We start from the raw sequence: 17,587 nt of genomic DNA, 5'->3' as shown, positions 1-17,587 counted from the left end.
GGCCCTGCCGCCGACGGGAGTTGCCCGATCTGTGTTTGACTTGTCTCTCTGTGGGCATGTCGACAAAACGCTGTAGTGACCTCACTGACTGCGGTATACCAGGTGTACCCAGGTTGCAGGTGGTGCGACGATGGATGGTATGGGGGACAAGGCAACTCTGTTCGAGTCAGGACGATTTGTGCAGTCCCTCCCTCGGGAGGAACCTCGCGACGGCGAAGCCGCCGACGTGGCGGCGGAGGAGCTGCGCCGGCGGATCGCCGCCGAGGCCGGTGACGTCGAGGCGATGAGCGTGCTCGGCGCCATGCTGCTGCGCCGCGGTGACCTCGACGGAGCCGAACCCCATCTGCGTGCCGCCACCACGGCGGGCGACCGCGCCGCCGCCAACAACCTGGGCGTCCTGCTGCACCAGCGGGGTTACCCCGACGAGGCCGCGGGATGGTGGCGGATCGCCGCCGTCGCCGGTTCCACCGCGGCGGCCCACGCGCTCGGCCGTCACCACCGCGAGCGCGGTGACGAGCCCGCCGCCGAGTACTGGCTCAGGCAGGCCGCCGAGCAGGGGCACGCCCTCGGCGCCTACGCCCTGGCCGACCTGCTGGAACACCGCGGGGACACCGCGGGGGCCGAGCGCTGGATGCGGGCCGCCGCCGAACGGGGGCACCGGGAGGGGGCGTACCGGCTGGCCCGCGCCCTGGACCGCCGGGCCGCGCGGGAGTCCGGCGACGACGGCGCCGCGCCGGTCGAGGAGGCCGAGCAGTGGTACCGGCAGGCTGCCGCACGCGGACACCGCCGGGCCGCGCTGCACCTCGGGGCGATCCTGGAGAAGCGCGGCGAGCTCAAGGAGGCCGGCCGCTGGTACCTGACCTCCGCCAAGGACGGGGAGGCCCGGGCCGCGTGCGCGCTCGGTTTCCTGCTGCGTGACGCCGGCGACACCGAGAACGCCGCCGTGTGGTGGCTGCGCGCCGCGCAGGACGGCGACGGCAACGCCGCCAACGCCCTGGGCGCCCTGCACGCCGAGCGGGGCGAGACCCAGACCGCCGAGCGCTGGTACCGGGCCGCGATGGACGCCGGCGACATCAACGGCGCGTACAACCTCGGGCTGCTCTGTGCCGACCAGGGGCGGACCGGCCCCGCCGAGCAGTGGTACCGCCGGGCCGCCTACGCCGGTCACCGCGAAGCGGCGAACGCGCTGGCGATCCTGCTGCTGCGGGCCGGGGACGAGACCGGCGCGGAGCCGTGGTTCTCCAAGGCCGCGGAGGCCGGCAGCGTCGACGCCGCCTTCAACCTGGGCATCCTGCACGCCGGCCGGGGCGAGGAGCAGGCCGCGCTGCGCTGGTACGAGCGGGCGGCGGCCGCCGGGCACACCGAGGCGGCGCTCCAGGTCGGCATGGCGCGACTGAGGGACGGCGACGAGAGCGAGGCGGAGAGATTCCTGCGGTGCGCCGCGGGCGGCGGCAGCGCTGAGGCCGCTTACCGGCTGGCGACGGTGCTGGACGCCCGCCGGCCGCCGGAGCCCGCGCACGAGCTGGGGGAACCGGTGCACCGGCGCAGTGAGTGCGAGGAGTGGTACGAGCGGGCGGCCTCCCAGGGGCACCGGCGGGCCCAGGTGCGGGTGGGCATGCTGGCCGCGGCGCGGGGAGACGTGGTCGAGGCGGCCCGGTGGTACCGGGAGGCGGCGGAGGCCGGGTCGCGGAACGGGGCGTTCAATCTGGGGCTGCTGCTGGCGCGGGAGGGGAGCGAGCCCGAGGCGGCGGTGTGGTGGACGCGGGCGGCGGACGCGGGCCATGGGCGTGCGGCGTTGCGGCTCGCGCTGGTGTACGCCCGGAGGGGTGAGCTGGCCGAGGGGCAGCGGTGGGCCGACCGCGCGGTGGCGCTCGGGCCGACGGCGGTGGCGGAGCGCGCCACGCGGCTGCGGGACGCACTGCGCGAGGAACTGTCGGCGTGAGCTGCGCTCGCGCGGGGAACGGATTTGCTTCCGCCGGTGGCCTTGACGTAGTGTTTCACTCATCGCCGCGGGGTGGAGCAGCTCGGTAGCTCGCTGGGCTCATAACCCAGAGGTCGCAGGTTCAAATCCTGTCCCCGCTACTGAAGGTCGAGGGCCGGAATCCGATCAGGATTCCGGCCCTCGATCGTTCGAGCCCCGGCACTGGTCAGTGCCGGGGCTCTCGTCGTATGCGTGCGCGGTCGGCGTCTACGCCGCCGCGCAGTTCGGGCAGACGCCGCGGTAGGTCACTTCCACACCGGAGACCGTGAAGCCGAAGCGCTCGGTGTCCGGCAGGTCCGCCAGCGGATTGCCGGTCGGGTGGACGTCGCGGATCGCCCCGCACTGCGCGCACACCAGGTGGTGGTGCGGCCGGTGGGCGTTGGGGTCGTACCGCTTGGCCCGCTTGTCCGTGGCGACCTCGACCACCTCGCCGAGCGAGACCAGCTCGCCCAGCGTGTTGTAGACGGTCGCCCGGGAGATCTCGGGCAGCTTGGTGACAGCCCTGGCGTGCACCTCGTCGGCCGTCAGGTGGACGTGTTCGCCGTCGAGGACCTCGGCCACGACACGGCGCTGTGCGGTCATCCGCCATCCACGTCCACGGAGCCGTTCCAGAAGGTCACTCATAGGCACCAGCCTAACAGCAGGGGGATCGGGTCCCGAATGGGTGTGACTTTGGAGCTTTACTTGACTTAGACATTGTCCATTGTAGGATCGAGCTCGGCTTTAGCCAAGGGACAGGTTGGTCAGCAAATGACGCAGGAGGCGTACGTGACGCAGGGACCGCTTACTACGGAGGCCGGTGCTCCGGTTGCCGACAACCAGAACAGCGAGACCGCGGGCGTCGGTGGCCCGGTCCTCGTGCAGGACCAGCTCCTCCTGGAGAAGCTGGCCCACTTCAACCGTGAGCGCATCCCGGAGCGTGTGGTGCACGCCCGCGGCGCCGGTGCCTACGGCACCTTCACGGTGACCGCCGACGTCACGCGGTACACGCGCGCCAAGTTCCTCTCCGAGGTCGGCAAGGAGACCGAGGTCTTCCTGCGCTTCTCCACGGTGGCGGGCAACCTGGGTGCCCCGGACGCCGTGCGCGACCCCCGCGGTTTCGCGCTGAAGTTCTACACCGAGGAGGGCAACTACGACCTCGTCGGCAACAACACCCCGGTGTTCTTCATCCGCGACGCGATCAAGTTCCCCGACTTCATCCACACCCAGAAGCGCGACCCGTACACCGGCTCGCAGGAGGCGGACAACGTCTTCGACTTCTGGGGCCTGTCGCCCGAGTCCACGCACCAGGTGACCTGGCTGTTCGGTGACCGCGGCATCCCGGCGTCCTACCGCCACATGGACGGCTTCGGCTCGCACACCTTCCAGTGGAACAACGAGGCCGGCGAGGTCTTCTGGGTCAAGTACCACTTCAAGACGGACCAGGGCATCAAGAACCTGACCGCCGAGGAGGCCGAGATCCTCGCGGGCAAGGACCCCGACTCCCACCAGCGGGACCTGCGCGAGGCCATCGAGCGCGGCGAGTTCCCGTCCTGGACCGTCTACGTCCAGGTCATGCCGGCGGCCGAGGCGGCCACGTACCGCTTCAACCCGTTCGACCTGACCAAGGTCTGGCCGCACGCGGACTACCCGCTGATCGAGTTCGGCAAGCTGGAGCTCAACCGCAACCCGGAGAACATCTTCGCCGAGGTCGAGCAGTCCATCTTCAGCCCCGCCCACTTCGTGCCGGGCATCGGTCCCTCCCCGGACAAGATGCTCCAGGGCCGCCTCTTCGGCTACGGCGACGCCCACCGCTACCGCGTCGGCATCAACGCCGACCAGCTGCCGGTGAACCGCCCGCACGCCACCGAGGCGCGCACCCACTCCCGTGACGGCTACCTGTACGACGGCCGCCACAAGGGCGCGAAGAACTACGAGCCGAACAGCTTCGGCGGCCCCACCCAGACCGGCCGTGCGCTGTGGCAGCCGATCCCGGTCACCGGAGTCACCGGTGAGACGGTCACGCCCGTCCACGCCGAGGACAACGACTTCGTCCAGGCGGGCAACCTGTACCGCCTGATGACGGAGGAGGAGAAGGGGCGCCTGGTCGACAACCTGGCGAACGCCATCTCCGGCGTCACCCGTGACGAGATCGCCGCCCGCGCGATCAACAACTTCCGCCAGGCGGACGAGGACTTCGGCAAGCGGCTGGAGGCCGCGGTGCAGGCCCTGCGCGGCTGATTCCAGCGCTGGACCGCTTGCCGATCGACGGGCCGGACTCCCTTCGGGGGTCCGGCCCGTTCCCCGTTCGCTACGCCGGTACGTGCAGGGCCCGCTGCCGCAGGGGTGCCCAGCAGCGGATGATGTCGCGGACCGAGACGATGCCCGCGGGCTCGCCCCGGTCGAGGACGATCAGGTGACGGAACCCGCCGTGACTCATGGCGACGGCGGCCTCCTCCAGGGTCCAGGCCGGGGTGGCGAAGACGACGTCGGTGGTGGTGTGGGCGTGGGCGCGCTCGGTGTCCGGGTCCTGGCCCAGCCCGAGCGAGTTGAGGATGTCGCGCTCGGTCAGGATGCCGATGCCGGTGCCGTCGGGGTCGTGGACCACGGCCGCGCCCACCCGGCGGGCGGACATCAGGGCGGCGGCCTGGCGGAGTGTGTGGGCGGGGCCGATGGTGAGGACCACGGTGCTCATGGCGTCATGGACGAGCATGGATGGAGCCACCTCCTACCGGAAAACGCGAGCTCACGGGCGAGATCGCCCGCTCGTTCGCGATTTCACAAGTTCACAAGTGGGGGGACTCTCAGAGTGGCAGGCAAAGCGGGGGTCAACAAGAGGGCGCGTGCCGCGAGTCGGGGGCGCGTGCCGCCCCCTGCGATCCGTCAGTAGCGCTGGTTGAGATACCCCAGCAGCTCGTCGTGCAGCAGCCCGTTCGACGCCGCCGCGTTGCCGCTGTGCGGCCCGGGACGGCCGTCGAGGCCCGTGAACGAACCGCCGGCCTCCGTCACCACGATCGCGGTGGCCGCCATGTCCCACAGCGACAGCTCCGGTTCGGCGCACAGGTCCACCGAACCCTCGGCGACCATCATGTACGGCCAGAAGTCCCCGTACGCGCGGGTGCGCCACACCTCACGGGTGAGGTCGAGGAAGCCGTCGAGGCGGCCCTGCTCCTCCCAGCCACTGATCGAGGAGTACGCGAAGGAGGCGTCGGAGAGCTCGGCGACGCGGGACACCCGCAGCCGGGAGGCCGACGACAGACTGCGGCCCGCGTAGGCGCCGTGCCCGCGCGCGGCCCACCAGCGGCGGCCCAGGGCAGGTGCGGACACGACTCCCACGACCGGCTGGAAGCCCCCCTCGCCGGCCTCCATCAGGGAGATCAGCGTCGCCCACACGGGCACGCCGCGGACGTAGTTCTTGGTGCCGTCGATCGGGTCGATCACCCAGCGCCGCGGCCCCGTGCCCTCGACGCCGTACTCCTCGCCCAGGACCGCGTCCCTCGGGCGGGCGCGCTGCAGCTGGCCGCGGATGAGCTCTTCCGCCGCCTTGTCCGCCTCGCTCACCGGAGTCATGTCCGGTTTGGTCTCCACCTTGAGGTCGAGGGCCTTGAACCGGTCCATCGTCGCGGCGTCGGCGGCGTCCGCGAGGACATGGGCGAGACGCAGGTCGTCGAGGTAGTCGGGCATGCGACGAACGGTATCCGCCGAGGTGGCCGCGGGGCCACCGGGGGCCTGCTCCGAGAACCCTTGACAGTGCTCGACGGCGCGTCAAATCTGAACCGCAGGACCGGCCGCTCGCCCCGAGGGAGGCCACGATGCCCGCAGCGCGGGAATCCCTGCTGGACGCCGCCTGCACGGCACTGGCCCGCCGGCCGTGGTCCGCGGTGCGGATGGTGGACGTGGCCGCCGCGGCCGGTGTCTCCCGGCAGACGCTCTACAACGAGTTCGGCAGCAAGGACGGCCTCGCCCGGGCCCTCGTCCGCAGGGAGGCCGACGGCTACCTCGCCGGCGTCGACCGCGCCCTCGCCGCGCACGCCGACCCGCGCGACCGGCTGGCCGCGGTCGCCGAGTGGACCGTCTCCAGCGCCCGCGGCAACGCCCTGGTCCGTGCCATGCTCACCGGGTTCTGGGGCGAACGCCTGCCCGCGCCGGCACTCCCGGCCGTACCGTCCGGCTCCGCCGTTCCCGCCCAGCGCCGTGCCGACGGCCCGTTGCCCTCACCCGCCGGCTTCGTCGCCCTCGTCCGTGACCGCGCCGCGGCCGTGATCGCGGGGCCCGGCGTTCCGAGGAGCGACACCGCCGAACCCGCCCGCTCCTGCGAGCTCGTCATCCGGCTCGCCCTGTCCTGCGTCGCCGCCCCACCGGCCGACGACAATGTCGCCGACCTGGTCCGCGGCGCCCTGCACCGGCAGCCGGTGCCCTGAACGCCTCAGTGAGCGGACCCCGAGAGCTGCAGCCCGATCACCCCGACGATCACCAGCGTGATCGACACGATCTTCAGCGTCGACACCAGGTCCCCGAGGAACACCATCCCGTAGATGGCCGTCCCCGCGGCCCCGATGCCCGTCCACACCGCGTACGCGGGACCGACGTCCAGCTTCTTCAACGCCAGGGTCAGCAGCCCGAAGCTGCCCAGCGCGAACGCGCAGAAGGCGACGGTCGGCCACAGCCGCGTGAACCCGTGCGACAGCTTCAGGCACACGGCGAAACCGGTCTCGAGCAACCCGGCCACGATGACCAGCAGCCACGCCATGTGTCGTCCTCCCGCATTCCCACGTACGGTGACCGCTTCGCCAGGTTCGGCAGGTTCGGGTCCGGCTCGGTGCGATTATGCACTTACCGTCCGCACACCACGGCAAACACGCGAAGGTCAGTCGCCTTCGGTGTGCTCGCGTGTCGCCAGCAGCCGCCGCAGTGAGTACAGCCGCGCCGGATCGGCGTGCCCCTCGGCCACCCAGGCGTCCAGCGCGCAGTCCGGCTCGTCGTGACCGCACGCGCGAGGACAGCCCTCGGTGCCCGGCTCCAGGTCGGGGAAGGCGTGGATGACCCGGGAGGGGTCGACATGGGCGAGTCCGAAGGACCGCACCCCGGGGGTGTCGATCACCCACCCCCCGGCGCCCGCCAGCGGCAGCGCCAGAGCGGAGGTCGTCGTGTGCCGCCCCCGCCCCGTCACCGCGTTGACGTGCCCGGTCGTACGCCGCCGCTCCTCGGGTACCAGCGCGTTGACCAGCGTCGTCTTGCCGACCCCGGAGTGCCCCACGAACGCGGTGATCCGGCCGTCCAGTTGCTCGCGCACCCGGTCCGCGGCCTCACCGCTCTCCAGCTCCGCGCGGCTGGTGACGACGTACGGGATGTCGAGGTCGCCGTACAGCTCCAGCAGCTTGTCGGCCGGCGCCAGGTCCGACTTGGTCAGCACCAGCAGCGGCTCCAGACCGCCGTCGTACGCCGCGACCAGACAGCGGTCGATCAGCCGCGGGCGGGGCTCGGGATCCGCGAGCGCGGTGACCACGGCGAGCTGGTCGGCGTTGGCCACGACCACCCGCTCGTAGGGGTCGTCGTCGTCGGCGGTACGGCGCAGGACCGAGGTCCGCTCCGCGATCCGCACGATCCGCGCGAGGGTGTCCTTCTTCCCGGACAGGTCGCCCACGATCGCCACCCGGTCGCCGACCACCGCCGCCTTGCGGCCCAGCTCGCGGGCCTTCATCGCCAGCACGACGCGGTCGTCGACGAGGCAGGTCAGCCGGCCCCGGTCCACGGTGAGGACCAGGCCCTCGGCGGCGTCCTCGTGCTTGGGCCGGGTGTGGGTGCGCGGCCGGTTGCCCTTGCGGTTGGGGCGCGAGCGGATGTCGTCCTCGTCGGTGTGCTTGCCGTAGCGGCGCATGACGGACCCCTACGCCCCGAGCATCCCGGTCCACAGATCGGGGAAGTCCGGCAGGGTCTTCGCCGTGGTGGCCACGTTCTCGATCTGCACGCCCTCGACCGCGAGGCCGATGATCGCACCGGCGGTGGCCATGCGGTGGTCCTCGTAGGTGTGGAAGACGCCGCCGTGCAGCCGGCGCGGGCGGATGTGCAGACCGTCGGCGGTCTCGGTGACGTCGCCGCCGAGCTCGTTGATCTCCTTGGTGAGCGCGGCCAGCCGGTCCGTCTCGTGCAGCCGCAGATGGGCCACGCCCCGCAGGGTGGACGGGGAGTCGGCGAGGGCCGCCACGGCCGCGATGCCCGGCGTCAGCTCGCCCACCTCACCGAGGTCCACGTCGATGCCGTGGACCGAACCCGAGCCGGTGAACACCAGCCCGTACTCGGTCAGCTCGCAGGAGCCGCCCATCTCGGTGAAGATCTCCCGCAGCCGGTCACCGGGCTGGGTGGTACGGGCCGGCCAGTCCGGTACGACCACCCTGCCGCCGGTCACCAGCGCCGCCGCCAGGAACGGCTGGGCGTTGGACAGGTCCGGCTCCACGGTCAGGTCCCGGCCCAGCAGGGCGCCCGGGGTGACCCGCCACACGTTCGGCTCGCCGCCCGACTCCGGGGTGTCCACCTGCGCGCCCACCGCGCGGAGCATGTCGACGGTCATCCGGATGTGCGGCAGGGACGGCAGCGTCGCCCCGGTGTGCCGCACCTCCACGCCCTGGTTGAACCGCGGCGCCGACAGCAGCAGGGCGCTGACGAACTGGGAGGACGAGGAGGCGTCGACCTCCACCGTGCCGCCGTCCAGGGCACCGCCGCCGTGCACCGTCATCGGCAGCGCACCGCGGTCGTCGTCGTCGATCCTCGCGCCCAGCCGGCGCAGCGCGTCGATGACTCCGTTCAGCGGACGCTCGTACGAGCGCGGATCCCCGTCGAAGCGCACCGGGCCGTCGGCCAGCGTGGCGACCGGGGGCAGGAACCGCATCACCGTGCCGGCGTTGCCGACGTCGACGGTGGCCGGGCCGTGCAGACCGGTGGGGAGCACCCGCCAGGCCTCGCCGGTGCCGTCGGGGCCCACGCCTTCCTCGATCTCGACGCCCATGGCGCGCAGCGCGCCCGCCATCAGCAGGGTGTCGCGCGAGCGCAGCGGGCGGCGCAGCCAGCCCGGCTCGGAGGCGAGGGCGGCCAGCACCAGGGCGCGGTTGGTGACCGACTTGGACCCGGGCACGTGAACCGTCGCGTCGACGGCTCCGCTTGCGTACGGGGCGGGCCAGAGAGCGGTGTGCGTGGGGTTCGGGGCCATGGGGCCACTCTATAAGGAGGGGGGTGACACGGCCGTCCGCCACCTGCGCGTCCGTGCGCCGGGAGTGCCGGTGGCCGGTCCCGGCGTCACAGCCCCAGCAGCCACCTGCCCCCGCCCAGCAGCGCGCACAGCGACACCGCGTGGAACAGGAACAGCCACAGTCCCGCCGGTACGTGCGTCAGCCGGGACAGCTGGTCCGCGTCCGAGTCCCCCGCGCCCCCGCGGGCCCGCTTGGCCTGGAGTTCGAACGCCGGGCGCACCCCGCCCAGCAGCAGGAACCACACCACCGCGTACGCGAACGCCGCCTGTACCTGGGGCCCGGCCAGCCAGGACACCAGGACGAACGTACCACCGGTGACCAGCACCGACACCGCCCCGTAGGCATTGCGGATCATCACCAGCATCACGAGCAGCAGCGCCGTCGCCAGCCACAGCAGCAGCGTGATGCGCCCGTCGCCCAGCAGCGCGGCGCCGCCCAGCCCCAGCAGCGGGGGAGCGGTGTAGCCGGCCGCGGCGGTGAGGATCATGCCGATGCCGTCCGGCTTGCCGCGGCTGACGGTCAGGCCGCTGGTGTCCGAGTGCAGCCGTATCCCCGTCAGCGTGCGGCCGGTGAGCAGCGCCACCAGCCCGTGCCCGCCCTCGTGCGCGATGGTGATGGCGTTGCGCGACAGCCGCCACAGCCCCGGGGGCAGGACCACCGCGGCCGCGGCGACCAGGGTGGCGACGACCACCCACGCGTCCGGGTCGGGCTGGGTGCCGGACACCTCGTCCCAGAGGGAGCCGAGCGACGCGGACGCGGTGCTGACCATGCTTTCCATGTGTTTCGGATCGCCCCCTGTGTGCGTACGGAGTCTGGCAGTGTTGCACGTATGTGCGGACGGTATGCAGCGAGTCGCAGGCCCGAGGACCTCGCGGGGATCTTCGAGATCGAGAAGTGGGAGCCGGAGGAGGCCCTGGAGCCCGATTTCAACGTGGCGCCGACCAAGGAGGTCTACGCGGTCGTCGACCGTGCCCTGAAGGACGAGACGGACCCGCGCCCGGTTCGGCAGCTGCGGAAGCTGAAATGGGGACTGGTGCCCTCCTGGGCCAAGACCCCCGAGGGCGGTGCCCGGATGATCAACGCCCGCGCGGAGACGGTCCACGAGAAGCCGTCCTACCGCCGCGCCTTCTCCTCCCGGCGCTGCATCCTGCCCGCCGACGGCTACTACGAGTGGGTCACCGGCAAGCAGGAGCGCGACCTGGAGACCGAGGGCAGGAAGAAACGGCCCCGCAAGCAGCCCTACTTCGTCACGCCGGCCGACGGCTCCGTGTTCGCCATGGCCGGCCTCTACGAGTTCTGGCGGGACCGGACGCTGCCCGACGACCACCCCCTGGCCTGGTGGGCGACCTGCTCGGTGATCACCACCGAGGCGGAGAGCAGCCCGCTCGCGGTGTCACCGGCGGACGGGCCGCACGCCCTGGCCGACATCCACCCGCGCATGCCGCTGATGCTCACCCCGGACCGCTGGGACGCCTGGCTGGACCCGGCCCGCACCGGCGTCGACGAACTGCGCGAGCTGCTCGCCCCGCCGCCCGCCGGCCTGATGCGCGCCTACCCGGTCGCCACGGCGGTCAGCAACGTCCGCAACAACGGACCGGAGCTACTGAAGGAGCTGGAAGGGCCGGAAGAGGGCACACTCTTCTGACGTGACCCCCCACAGCACGGACGTGACGGACGTGACCGAGACCGTCGGGACGGACGCCGGCCCCGCCCGCATCACCTGGCACCGCGCCCGGGGCCGGGCCCGCCTGGTCCTCGCCGTGGGCCACGGCGCCGGCGGCGGCATCGAGGCCCGGGACCTCCGGGCGCTCGCCGCCGCGCTCCCCGCGCACGGGGTGAGCGTCGCCCTCGTCGAACAGCCCTGGCGGGTGGCCGGCAAGAAGGTCGCCCCCGCCCCGAGGACCCTGGACACCGGCTGGCGCGGCGTCTGGCCCGCGCTGACCGCTGTGGGCCTGCCGGTGATCTCCGGAGGGCGCAGCGCCGGCGCCCGCGTCGCCTGCCGCACCGCCACGGAACTCGGCGCCCGTGCCGTCCTCGCCCTGAGCTTCCCCCTGCACCCACCGGGCCGGCCGGAGAAGTCCCGCGCCGACGAGCTGCTGGGCGCGGGTGTGCCCACGCTCGTCGTCCAGGGCGGCAACGACCCGTTCGGCAGGCCCGGGGAGTTCCCCGAGGGGGCTTACGAACTGGTCGAGGTCCCGCACGGCGATCACGGCCTCGCGGTGCCCAAGCGGGCGGACATCACCCAGGACGAGGCCGTGGCGGTCGTCACCGGCGCCGTCGTGCGGTGGACCGGCACGCTCGGCTGAGTTCCGGGAATGCCCGGGTGGCCCCCGCTGTTGGGACGGACGTATCTGCCGGTCGACGGCACCACCGTCGTAGGAGAGGAAGTCCGCCGCATGGGTTCCACGTTCTGCCCGAGCCGCAGTGCCCGCGCCGACCTGGACTGGACGGTGCTGCACGCGGCGAAGACCGCCCCTGTTCGGGCGGCGGGCGGACCGGATCGTCGTCTATCCTCCGTTTCGGGTGAGACCGGTCTCGGCCTCACGACGACACTTGAGGAGGTGGGTCCGGTTCCCGGTACCGACGCAGGGACCGATCACGGCCAGGCGGAGCCGCCCGAGGGCCGGGGCAGCGCGAGAGCGGAGTCGGCCGGGGAGCGCAGCGCGCGCTTCGAGCGGGACGCGCTCGAGTTCCTCGACCAGATGTACTCGGCGGCCCTGCGCATGACGCGCAACCCCGCGGACGCCGAGGACCTGGTGCAGGAGACGTACGCCAAGGCCTACGCGTCCTTCCACCAGTTCCGCGAAGGCACCAACCTCAAGGCGTGGCTGTACCGGATCCTCACCAACACCTTCATCAACTCGTACCGCAAGAAGCAGCGCGAACCGCAGCGCAGCGCGGCCGAGGAGATCGAGGACTGGCAGCTCGCGCGCGCCGAGTCGCACATGTCGACCGGTCTGCGTTCGGCCGAGTCGCAGGCGCTGGACCACCTGCCCGACTCGGACGTCAAGGAAGCGCTCCAGGCGATCCCCGAGGAGTTCCGCATCGCGGTGTATCTCGCCGATGTCGAGGGCTTTGCCTACAAGGAGATCGCCGACATCATGGGGACACCCATCGGTACGGTGATGTCCCGGCTGCACCGGGGGCGCCGCCAGCTGCGCGGCATGCTCGAGGACTACGCGCGTGAGCGCGGACTGGTCCCGGCCGGCGCCGGAGAGTCGAACGAAGCGAAAGGCTCGGGGTCATGAGCTGCGGAGAGCCGCACGAGACGGATTGCAGCGAGATCCTCGATCATCTCTACGAGTTCCTCGACCGTGAGATGCCGGATTCCGACTGTGTGAAGTTCGAGCACCACTTCGAGGAATGCTCGCCGTGCCTGGAGAAGTACGGGCTCGAGCAGGCCGTGAAGAAGCTGGTCAAGCGCTGCTGCGGACAGGACGACGTGCCCGGTGACCTGCGCTCGAAGGTGATGGGCCGGATCGACCTGATCCGCTCCGGCCAGAGCGTCCCCGACCAGGACGTCACGGCCGCCCCGCAGGAGTCCTGACCTCCTGCCGGCCCCCGTGTCACTCGTACGTGCTAATCCGCGGGTTATCGGCCCGTGGAGGCACCCCTCGCCGCCCTAGGCTCCAGAGCCTGGCGGACACTCGCGGGCACGGTCGGGGGAGGGGCTCATGGAGGCGTTACCGGCACGGGCCCGGGCGCATGTCGCCGGTGTCATCCTGCTGGCCCTGCTCTGTCTGCTCCCCCTCCCGGTGCTCCCGTCACCGGAACTCCCGCCCGGCACCCGGGTCCCCTGGACGCCGGTCGTCCTGCTCGCCGCGCTGTACGCCGTATGCGAGCGCGTCGCCCGCTCGCGGCTGGTCGCCGCCCCGTACCCGGGCGGCATCTTCCACCCCGTCCTGCTCGCCGGGGCCTTCCTGCTGCCGCCGCAGGCCGCGGCGCTGGTCGCGCTGCCCGGGGCGCTGCTGCTTCCCGTGGAGCAGCGGCCCCGCCGGGTGCGCAGGCTGTGGCGGGCCGGCCGGCTGGTGCTCGCGGTGTGGGCCGCGAGCCTGACCCATCTGACGGCCGGTGGCCGGGGTGCCGTCGCGGACTGTGACGTACCGGGCGCGCTCGCGGCGGCCGGTGCCGCCGTCCTGGCGTTCTGCCTGGTGCTCACCCTGCTCGACGGCGGCATCCCCGCCCCTCCGGCCGGCTCGTCCCCGCGCGCAGGACGGACGGCGGCCGCCGCCGAGGGGGCGCGGCGGTTCCTGAGGTGCCTGGCACCACTCGCCGTCCACGGTCTCGCCGGGCTGATGATGGCGCTGCTGTGGCGCAGTACGTACGGCCCCGTGGCCGCGCTGCTGGTGCTGCTGCCGATGGGCGTCTCCTGGTGGGCGTTCGCCCAGGCGCACCGTGAGCGGGCCGCCCACCAGGCCACCATCCGCGCGCTCGTCCAGGCCGTCGACATCAAGGACGGCTACACGCGCGGGCACAGCGAACGTGTCGGACGGGCGTCCACGATGATCGCGCGGGAACTCGGCCTGGACGACGAACGCGTCGAGGTGCTGCGCTTCGCGGGCATCCTGCACGACGTCGGCAAGCTCGGCGTACCCACCCGGCTGCTCACCAAGGACGGCCCGCTGACCCCCGAGGAGCGCCGGGTGATCGAACTGCACCCCGAGTACGGTCACGAGATGGTGCGGGGGATCTCTTTCCTCGGCGAGGCCCGCGCGGCGGTGCTGCACCACCACGAGCGCCTCGACGGATCCGGCTACCCCTACGGGCTGGCGGGCGGTCAGATCCCCGAGTCCGCGCGGGTGGTCGCCGTCGCCGACGCCTTCGACGCGATGACCTCCACCCGTTCCTACAGCAGGGCACGGCCCGTCCCGGCCGCGCTGGAGGAGCTCCGCCGGTGCGCGGGCACCCACTTCGACCCGCGGATGGTGGGCGCGCTGGTCCGGGCCGTCGGCCGGACGGGATGGCACCCCGCGGTGACCGCCGACGAGGCCCGCACCACCCCCGTGCCCGGTCCCGCCGCCCGGAGCCTCACCGACCGGCCCGGGGCGCGGCGGTGAGGCCCCGCCCGCACACCGTCCTGCACGTCTGCGCCGCCGTCCTCGCCGCGGGGTGCCTCGGCAGCACCCTCCACCACGGCATCGGGGACCGGGGCGCCGCCCTGGCCTTCGGGGTGCTCGTCACCGTCGGCGAGCTCACCCGGCGGGGCGGGACGCTGATCCGTCAGGCCGCGCCGCTCGCCGCCGCCGGATCGCTGTCGTACGCGCTGCTGGGGGAGATCGCCGGACGCCCGGCCCAGCCCGGTGTCGCCCAGGTCGTCACCGTGGTGCTCGCCGCGTCGCTGCTGGGCAGCGTGCCGCACGTCGGGCGCGGCGAGGGGCCCGCCCTCGACGCGCCGGCCCGCCGGGTCCTGACCGTCGGCTTCGTCGCCGTGTGCTTCCAGCCCCTCTCCGGCAGGGGCGTGTTCGACGACTGGGGCGGGCCGGCGCACGCGCTGCTGCTGCTCGCCCTGCTGTCCCTCTCCGCGCTGTGCGACGCCGTGCTCGCCGCCGCGCTCGCCCGCTCCCGCACCGGCTGGCCCTTCCTGCCGATGCTCCGCGACGAGTTGCGGGCCGTTCCCGGCATCGGGGCGGCCGTCATCGCCACCGGCGCGGTGATGGCCCTCGGGGTCGCGGTCGTCGGGCTGTGGGCGCTGCCGGTCTTCTCCGTCCCCCTGCTGCTCGCGCAGCTGTCCTACCGGCGGTACGCCGCCGTGCGCGCCACCTACCGGCAGACCATCGCCTCTCTCGCGCGCGCCACCGAGATCGCCGGATACACCCCCGTCGGGCACGCCCGCCGGGTCGCCGCCCTCAGCCGGGCGGTGGGCCGGGACCTCGGACTGACCGAACCCGAACTGATCGTCCTGGAGCACGCGGCACTGATGCACGACATCGGCCAGCTCAGCCTCGTCGACCCGGTCCCGGCCGGTGCCACCGCCATGCTGCCGGTCACCGAACAGCGGCGGATCGCCCTGCTCGGCGGCGCGGTCGTACGCCAGACCGGGGTCGACCCCCGGGTGGCCCGGATCGTCGAACGTCAGGCCGATCCGCACGGGGAGCAACCGCTCGCCGCGCGGATCGTCCGGGTGGTGAACGCGTACGAGGAGAAGTCCCGGGAAGGAGGTCCCGGCGGGCCGCTGACCGCGCTGGAGGACCTGAGGCTCGCCGCCGGGGAGTACGCGCCGGAGGTCGTCGACGCCTTGGCGCGAGTCCTGTCACGGAAGACGGAGGAGGCGCGTGCGTACCCGGACCGCTCGTGGTGAGAGCCGCGAGCACGGCTGTCTGACCCCGTGCGAGGCTGGGTAACCCATGGGTAATGAGCGTCCTCGAGGCCGTACGTGGTTGGATGCGAAGGAGAGGGTGTCCGGGGGCGCGGATCGAAACAGCCGGCCCACCGAACGGAACTGGCAGGCGGGAATCGTGAGGATCTTCGGCAAGGGACGGCACCGGCCCTCCGCCTCCTGGCGGCAGGCCACGGACCGCGCGTTCACGCTCATCGGCGACGGCCGGTACGAGGACGCGGGCGCGCTGCTGACACGTGCCGCCGACCTGGAACCCTGGCTGTCGGAGTCCTGGTTCAACCTCGCGCTGCTGCACAAGTTCCGGCACGACTGGGAGCAGGCGCGCGCGGCCGGTCTGCGCGCCGTGGCGCTGCTCGACCGGGACTCCGGTGCTCCCGACTGGTGGAACGTCGGCATCGCCGCCACCGCCCTGCAGGACTGGCCGCTGGCCCGGCGGGCCTGGCAGGCCTACGGCCTGAAGGTGCCGGGGCCGGCCACCGACTCCGGTGAGCCCCTCGGCATGGACCTGGGCAGCGCGGCCGTCCGGCTGTCCCCGGAGGGGGAGGCGGAGGTCGTGTGGGGCCGGCGCCTGGACCCCGCCCGGATCGAGGTGCTGTCCATTCCCCTGCCGTCCTCCGGGCGCCGCTGGGGCGAGGTCGTGCTCCACGACGGCGTCCCGCACGGCGAGCGGAGCACCGCGGCCGGCCACACCTACCCGGTGTTCGACGAGATCGAGTTGTGGGCGCCCTCACCGGTGCCGACCTGGGTGGTGCTGCTGGAGGCCGCGTCCGAGGCCGACCGGGACGCGCTGGAACAGCTCGCGTCCGACGCCGGTTTCGCCGCCGAGGACTGGTCGTCCTCCGTGCGGCTGCTGTGCCGGATGTGCTCGGAGTCGCGGATGCCGTCCGACGAGGGCGAGGGCGAGCACCTCGACCCGCACGACCACAGCGAGCCGGGGCACCCCGGACCGCTGGGCCACGTCACGGACGGGCAGTTGTGGGTGCCGGAGCGCGAGTGCGGGCTCGCCGCGCCGGCTTCGCTGGTCCGGGGACTGCTGGACGGGTGGGTGGCGGACAGCCCGGATTCCCGGGACTGGCGGGATCTCGAAGAGGTCTGTTAGGGACGGGCGCCCGCGCCGTTCGCCGTACGCTGTATGCGCACCACACCCCCGTATTTCCCAGGAAGGCACACGTCGGTCATGGCTCAGCAGGACACCGATCAGCAGCACGCGGGCGTGCTCCCCGTCGACGACGAGGGATACGTCATCGACACGGAGGACTGCGAGGAGCGCGAGGCGGCCTGGCGGGAGCGCGGTACCTCGCGCCCGATCACGGTGGTCGGCAACCCGGTGCTGCACAAGGAGTGCAAGGACGTCACGGACTTCGGTGAGGAGTTCCAGCAGCTGGTCGCCGACATGTTCGCCAGCCAGCGCACCGCCGAGGGCGTGGGCCTGGCGGCCAACCAGATCGGTGTCGACCTGAAGGTCTTCGTCTACGACTGCCCGGACGACGAGGGCGTGCGTCACACCGGCGTCGTCTGCAACCCGCGGCTCGTGGAGCTGCCCGCCGAGCTGCGCCGGCTGGACGACAGCAACGAGGGCTGTCTGTCGGTCCCCACCGCCTACGCGTCGCTGGCCCGCCCCGACTACGCCGAAGTGACCGGTCAGGACGAGAAGGGCAACCCGGTCCGGGTACGCGGCACCGGGTACTTCGCACGGTGTTTGCAGCACGAGACCGACCACCTCTACGGCTACCTGTACATCGACCGGCTCTCCAAGCGGGAGCGCAAGGCGGCGCTGCGGGAGATGGCCGAGAACGAGCCGCGTTACCCCGTGGTCGCCAACGACTGACCGGCGGCGGCGGCCCCCGCCACCGCTCCGCGCACGGCGCCCGGCCGGACCAGCTCCGGCCGGGCGCCGTGCGTCTTTGTGCGCGGAGACGTGGTGAATCAGGCAAATCCGTTCCCACGACGGTCAGTTGTGGTGCTGAATGGAGGTGCGGTGATACCCGCGGCGTGCGCCCGGCTCGGGGGGTGGGCGCGCGTCGACCGGCGGCTGAGAGGGGATTG

General features: G+C 72.7%; 18 protein-coding genes and 1 tRNA gene. 12 read left to right on the top strand and 7 right to left on the bottom strand.

The features are described 5' to 3' along the window. Positions 1-130: 130 nt before the first annotated feature. A complete protein-coding gene (locus tag ACZ6A9_RS00940; RefSeq protein WP_468976033.1) occupies positions 131-1,942 on the top strand; it encodes a tetratricopeptide repeat protein in 1,812 nt (603 codons plus the stop codon). Positions 1,943-2,008: 66 nt separating this feature from the next. Next, positions 2,009-2,082, top strand: a tRNA-Met gene (locus tag ACZ6A9_RS00935). Positions 2,083-2,188: 106 nt separating this feature from the next. On the opposite strand, the gene ACZ6A9_RS00930 is transcribed toward ACZ6A9_RS00935, so the two are convergent. Then, positions 2,189-2,605, bottom strand: coding sequence for a Fur family transcriptional regulator (locus ACZ6A9_RS00930; protein WP_467087860.1), 417 nt, complete (start codon positions 2,603-2,605; stop codon positions 2,189-2,191). Between the two features lie 144 nt (positions 2,606-2,749). On the opposite strand from ACZ6A9_RS00930, the gene ACZ6A9_RS00925 reads away from it, so the two are divergent. Next, positions 2,750-4,201, top strand: a complete 1,452-nt coding sequence (locus tag ACZ6A9_RS00925; protein ID WP_468976029.1) for a catalase — start codon at positions 2,750-2,752, stop codon at positions 4,199-4,201. A gap of 70 nt (positions 4,202-4,271) precedes the next feature. Here the strand turns inward: ACZ6A9_RS00925 and ACZ6A9_RS00920 are convergent, their stop codons facing one another. Beyond that, on the bottom strand, positions 4,272-4,673 hold the full coding sequence (locus tag ACZ6A9_RS00920; RefSeq protein WP_468976026.1) for a CBS domain-containing protein: 402 nt from the start codon (positions 4,671-4,673) through the stop codon (positions 4,272-4,274). 170 nt (positions 4,674-4,843) lie between these two features. After that, positions 4,844-5,644 carry a histidinol-phosphatase gene (gene hisN / locus ACZ6A9_RS00915; protein ID WP_468976023.1) on the bottom strand — a complete coding sequence of 267 codons (801 nt, stop codon included), beginning with the start codon at positions 5,642-5,644 and terminating at the stop codon, positions 4,844-4,846. Between the two features lie 128 nt (positions 5,645-5,772). Between hisN and ACZ6A9_RS00910 the strand changes: the two genes are divergently transcribed. Then, the gene (locus ACZ6A9_RS00910; protein ID WP_468976020.1) at positions 5,773-6,381 is read left to right on the top strand and encodes a TetR/AcrR family transcriptional regulator; all 609 of its coding nucleotides are present in this window, start codon (positions 5,773-5,775) and stop codon (positions 6,379-6,381) included. 5 nt (positions 6,382-6,386) lie between these two features. Here ACZ6A9_RS00910 and ACZ6A9_RS00905 read toward each other — a convergent pair whose 3' ends face one another. From ACZ6A9_RS00905 to ACZ6A9_RS00890, 4 genes are all read right to left on the bottom strand, one after another. Continuing rightward, positions 6,387-6,710: a DMT family transporter gene (locus tag ACZ6A9_RS00905; protein ID WP_125504317.1), complete on the bottom strand. Its 324-nt coding sequence runs from the start codon at positions 6,708-6,710 to the stop codon at positions 6,387-6,389. Between the two features lie 117 nt (positions 6,711-6,827). Further along, positions 6,828-7,838, bottom strand: a complete 1,011-nt coding sequence (gene rsgA / locus ACZ6A9_RS00900) for a ribosome small subunit-dependent GTPase A (protein ID WP_468976017.1) — start codon at positions 7,836-7,838, stop codon at positions 6,828-6,830. Between the two features lie 9 nt (positions 7,839-7,847). Beyond that, positions 7,848-9,164 (bottom strand): 3-phosphoshikimate 1-carboxyvinyltransferase, encoded by a 1,317-nt coding sequence (gene aroA, locus ACZ6A9_RS00895; protein ID WP_468976014.1) that lies wholly within the window; start codon positions 9,162-9,164, stop codon positions 7,848-7,850. An 86-nt stretch (positions 9,165-9,250) separates the two neighbouring features. Continuing rightward, a complete protein-coding gene (locus ACZ6A9_RS00890; protein WP_468976012.1) occupies positions 9,251-9,973 on the bottom strand; it encodes a M50 family metallopeptidase in 723 nt (240 codons plus the stop codon). Between the two features lie 60 nt (positions 9,974-10,033). On the opposite strand from ACZ6A9_RS00890, the gene ACZ6A9_RS00885 reads away from it, so the two are divergent. The 8 genes from ACZ6A9_RS00885 to def all read left to right on the top strand — a co-directional run bounded on the left by ACZ6A9_RS00885 (position 10,034) and on the right by def (position 17,369). Continuing rightward, complete coding sequence (locus ACZ6A9_RS00885; protein WP_468976009.1) at positions 10,034-10,849, top strand: SOS response-associated peptidase; 816 nt, start codon at positions 10,034-10,036, stop codon at positions 10,847-10,849. A gap of 1 nt (position 10,850) precedes the next feature. Continuing rightward, positions 10,851-11,510, top strand: a complete 660-nt coding sequence (locus ACZ6A9_RS00880; protein ID WP_468976007.1) for an alpha/beta hydrolase family protein — start codon at positions 10,851-10,853, stop codon at positions 11,508-11,510. 255 nt (positions 11,511-11,765) lie between these two features. Then, a complete protein-coding gene (gene sigR / locus ACZ6A9_RS00875) occupies positions 11,766-12,452 on the top strand; it encodes an RNA polymerase sigma factor SigR (RefSeq protein ID WP_468977907.1) in 687 nt (228 codons plus the stop codon). Next, positions 12,449-12,751: a mycothiol system anti-sigma-R factor gene (rsrA, locus tag ACZ6A9_RS00870; protein ID WP_468976004.1), complete on the top strand. Its 303-nt coding sequence runs from the start codon at positions 12,449-12,451 to the stop codon at positions 12,749-12,751. The genes sigR and rsrA overlap by 4 nt, the downstream gene beginning before the upstream one ends. A gap of 127 nt (positions 12,752-12,878) precedes the next feature. Beyond that, positions 12,879-14,261, top strand: a complete 1,383-nt coding sequence (locus ACZ6A9_RS00865; protein ID WP_468976002.1) for an HD-GYP domain-containing protein — start codon at positions 12,879-12,881, stop codon at positions 14,259-14,261. Further along, positions 14,165-15,502, top strand: coding sequence for an HD-GYP domain-containing protein (locus ACZ6A9_RS00860; protein WP_468975999.1), 1,338 nt, complete (start codon positions 14,165-14,167; stop codon positions 15,500-15,502). Before ACZ6A9_RS00865 ends, ACZ6A9_RS00860 begins: the two co-directional genes overlap by 97 nt. A gap of 157 nt (positions 15,503-15,659) precedes the next feature. Then, positions 15,660-16,640, top strand: a complete 981-nt coding sequence (locus ACZ6A9_RS00855; RefSeq protein WP_468975997.1) for a tetratricopeptide repeat protein — start codon at positions 15,660-15,662, stop codon at positions 16,638-16,640. A gap of 78 nt (positions 16,641-16,718) precedes the next feature. Next, positions 16,719-17,369 carry a peptide deformylase gene (def, locus tag ACZ6A9_RS00850; protein WP_468975996.1) on the top strand — a complete coding sequence of 217 codons (651 nt, stop codon included), beginning with the start codon at positions 16,719-16,721 and terminating at the stop codon, positions 17,367-17,369. Positions 17,370-17,587 lie beyond the last annotated feature (218 nt).

This window comes from Streptomyces sp. NPDC041124 (assembly GCF_055592385.1).
This window is presented reverse-complemented; position numbering and strand designations above follow the sequence as displayed.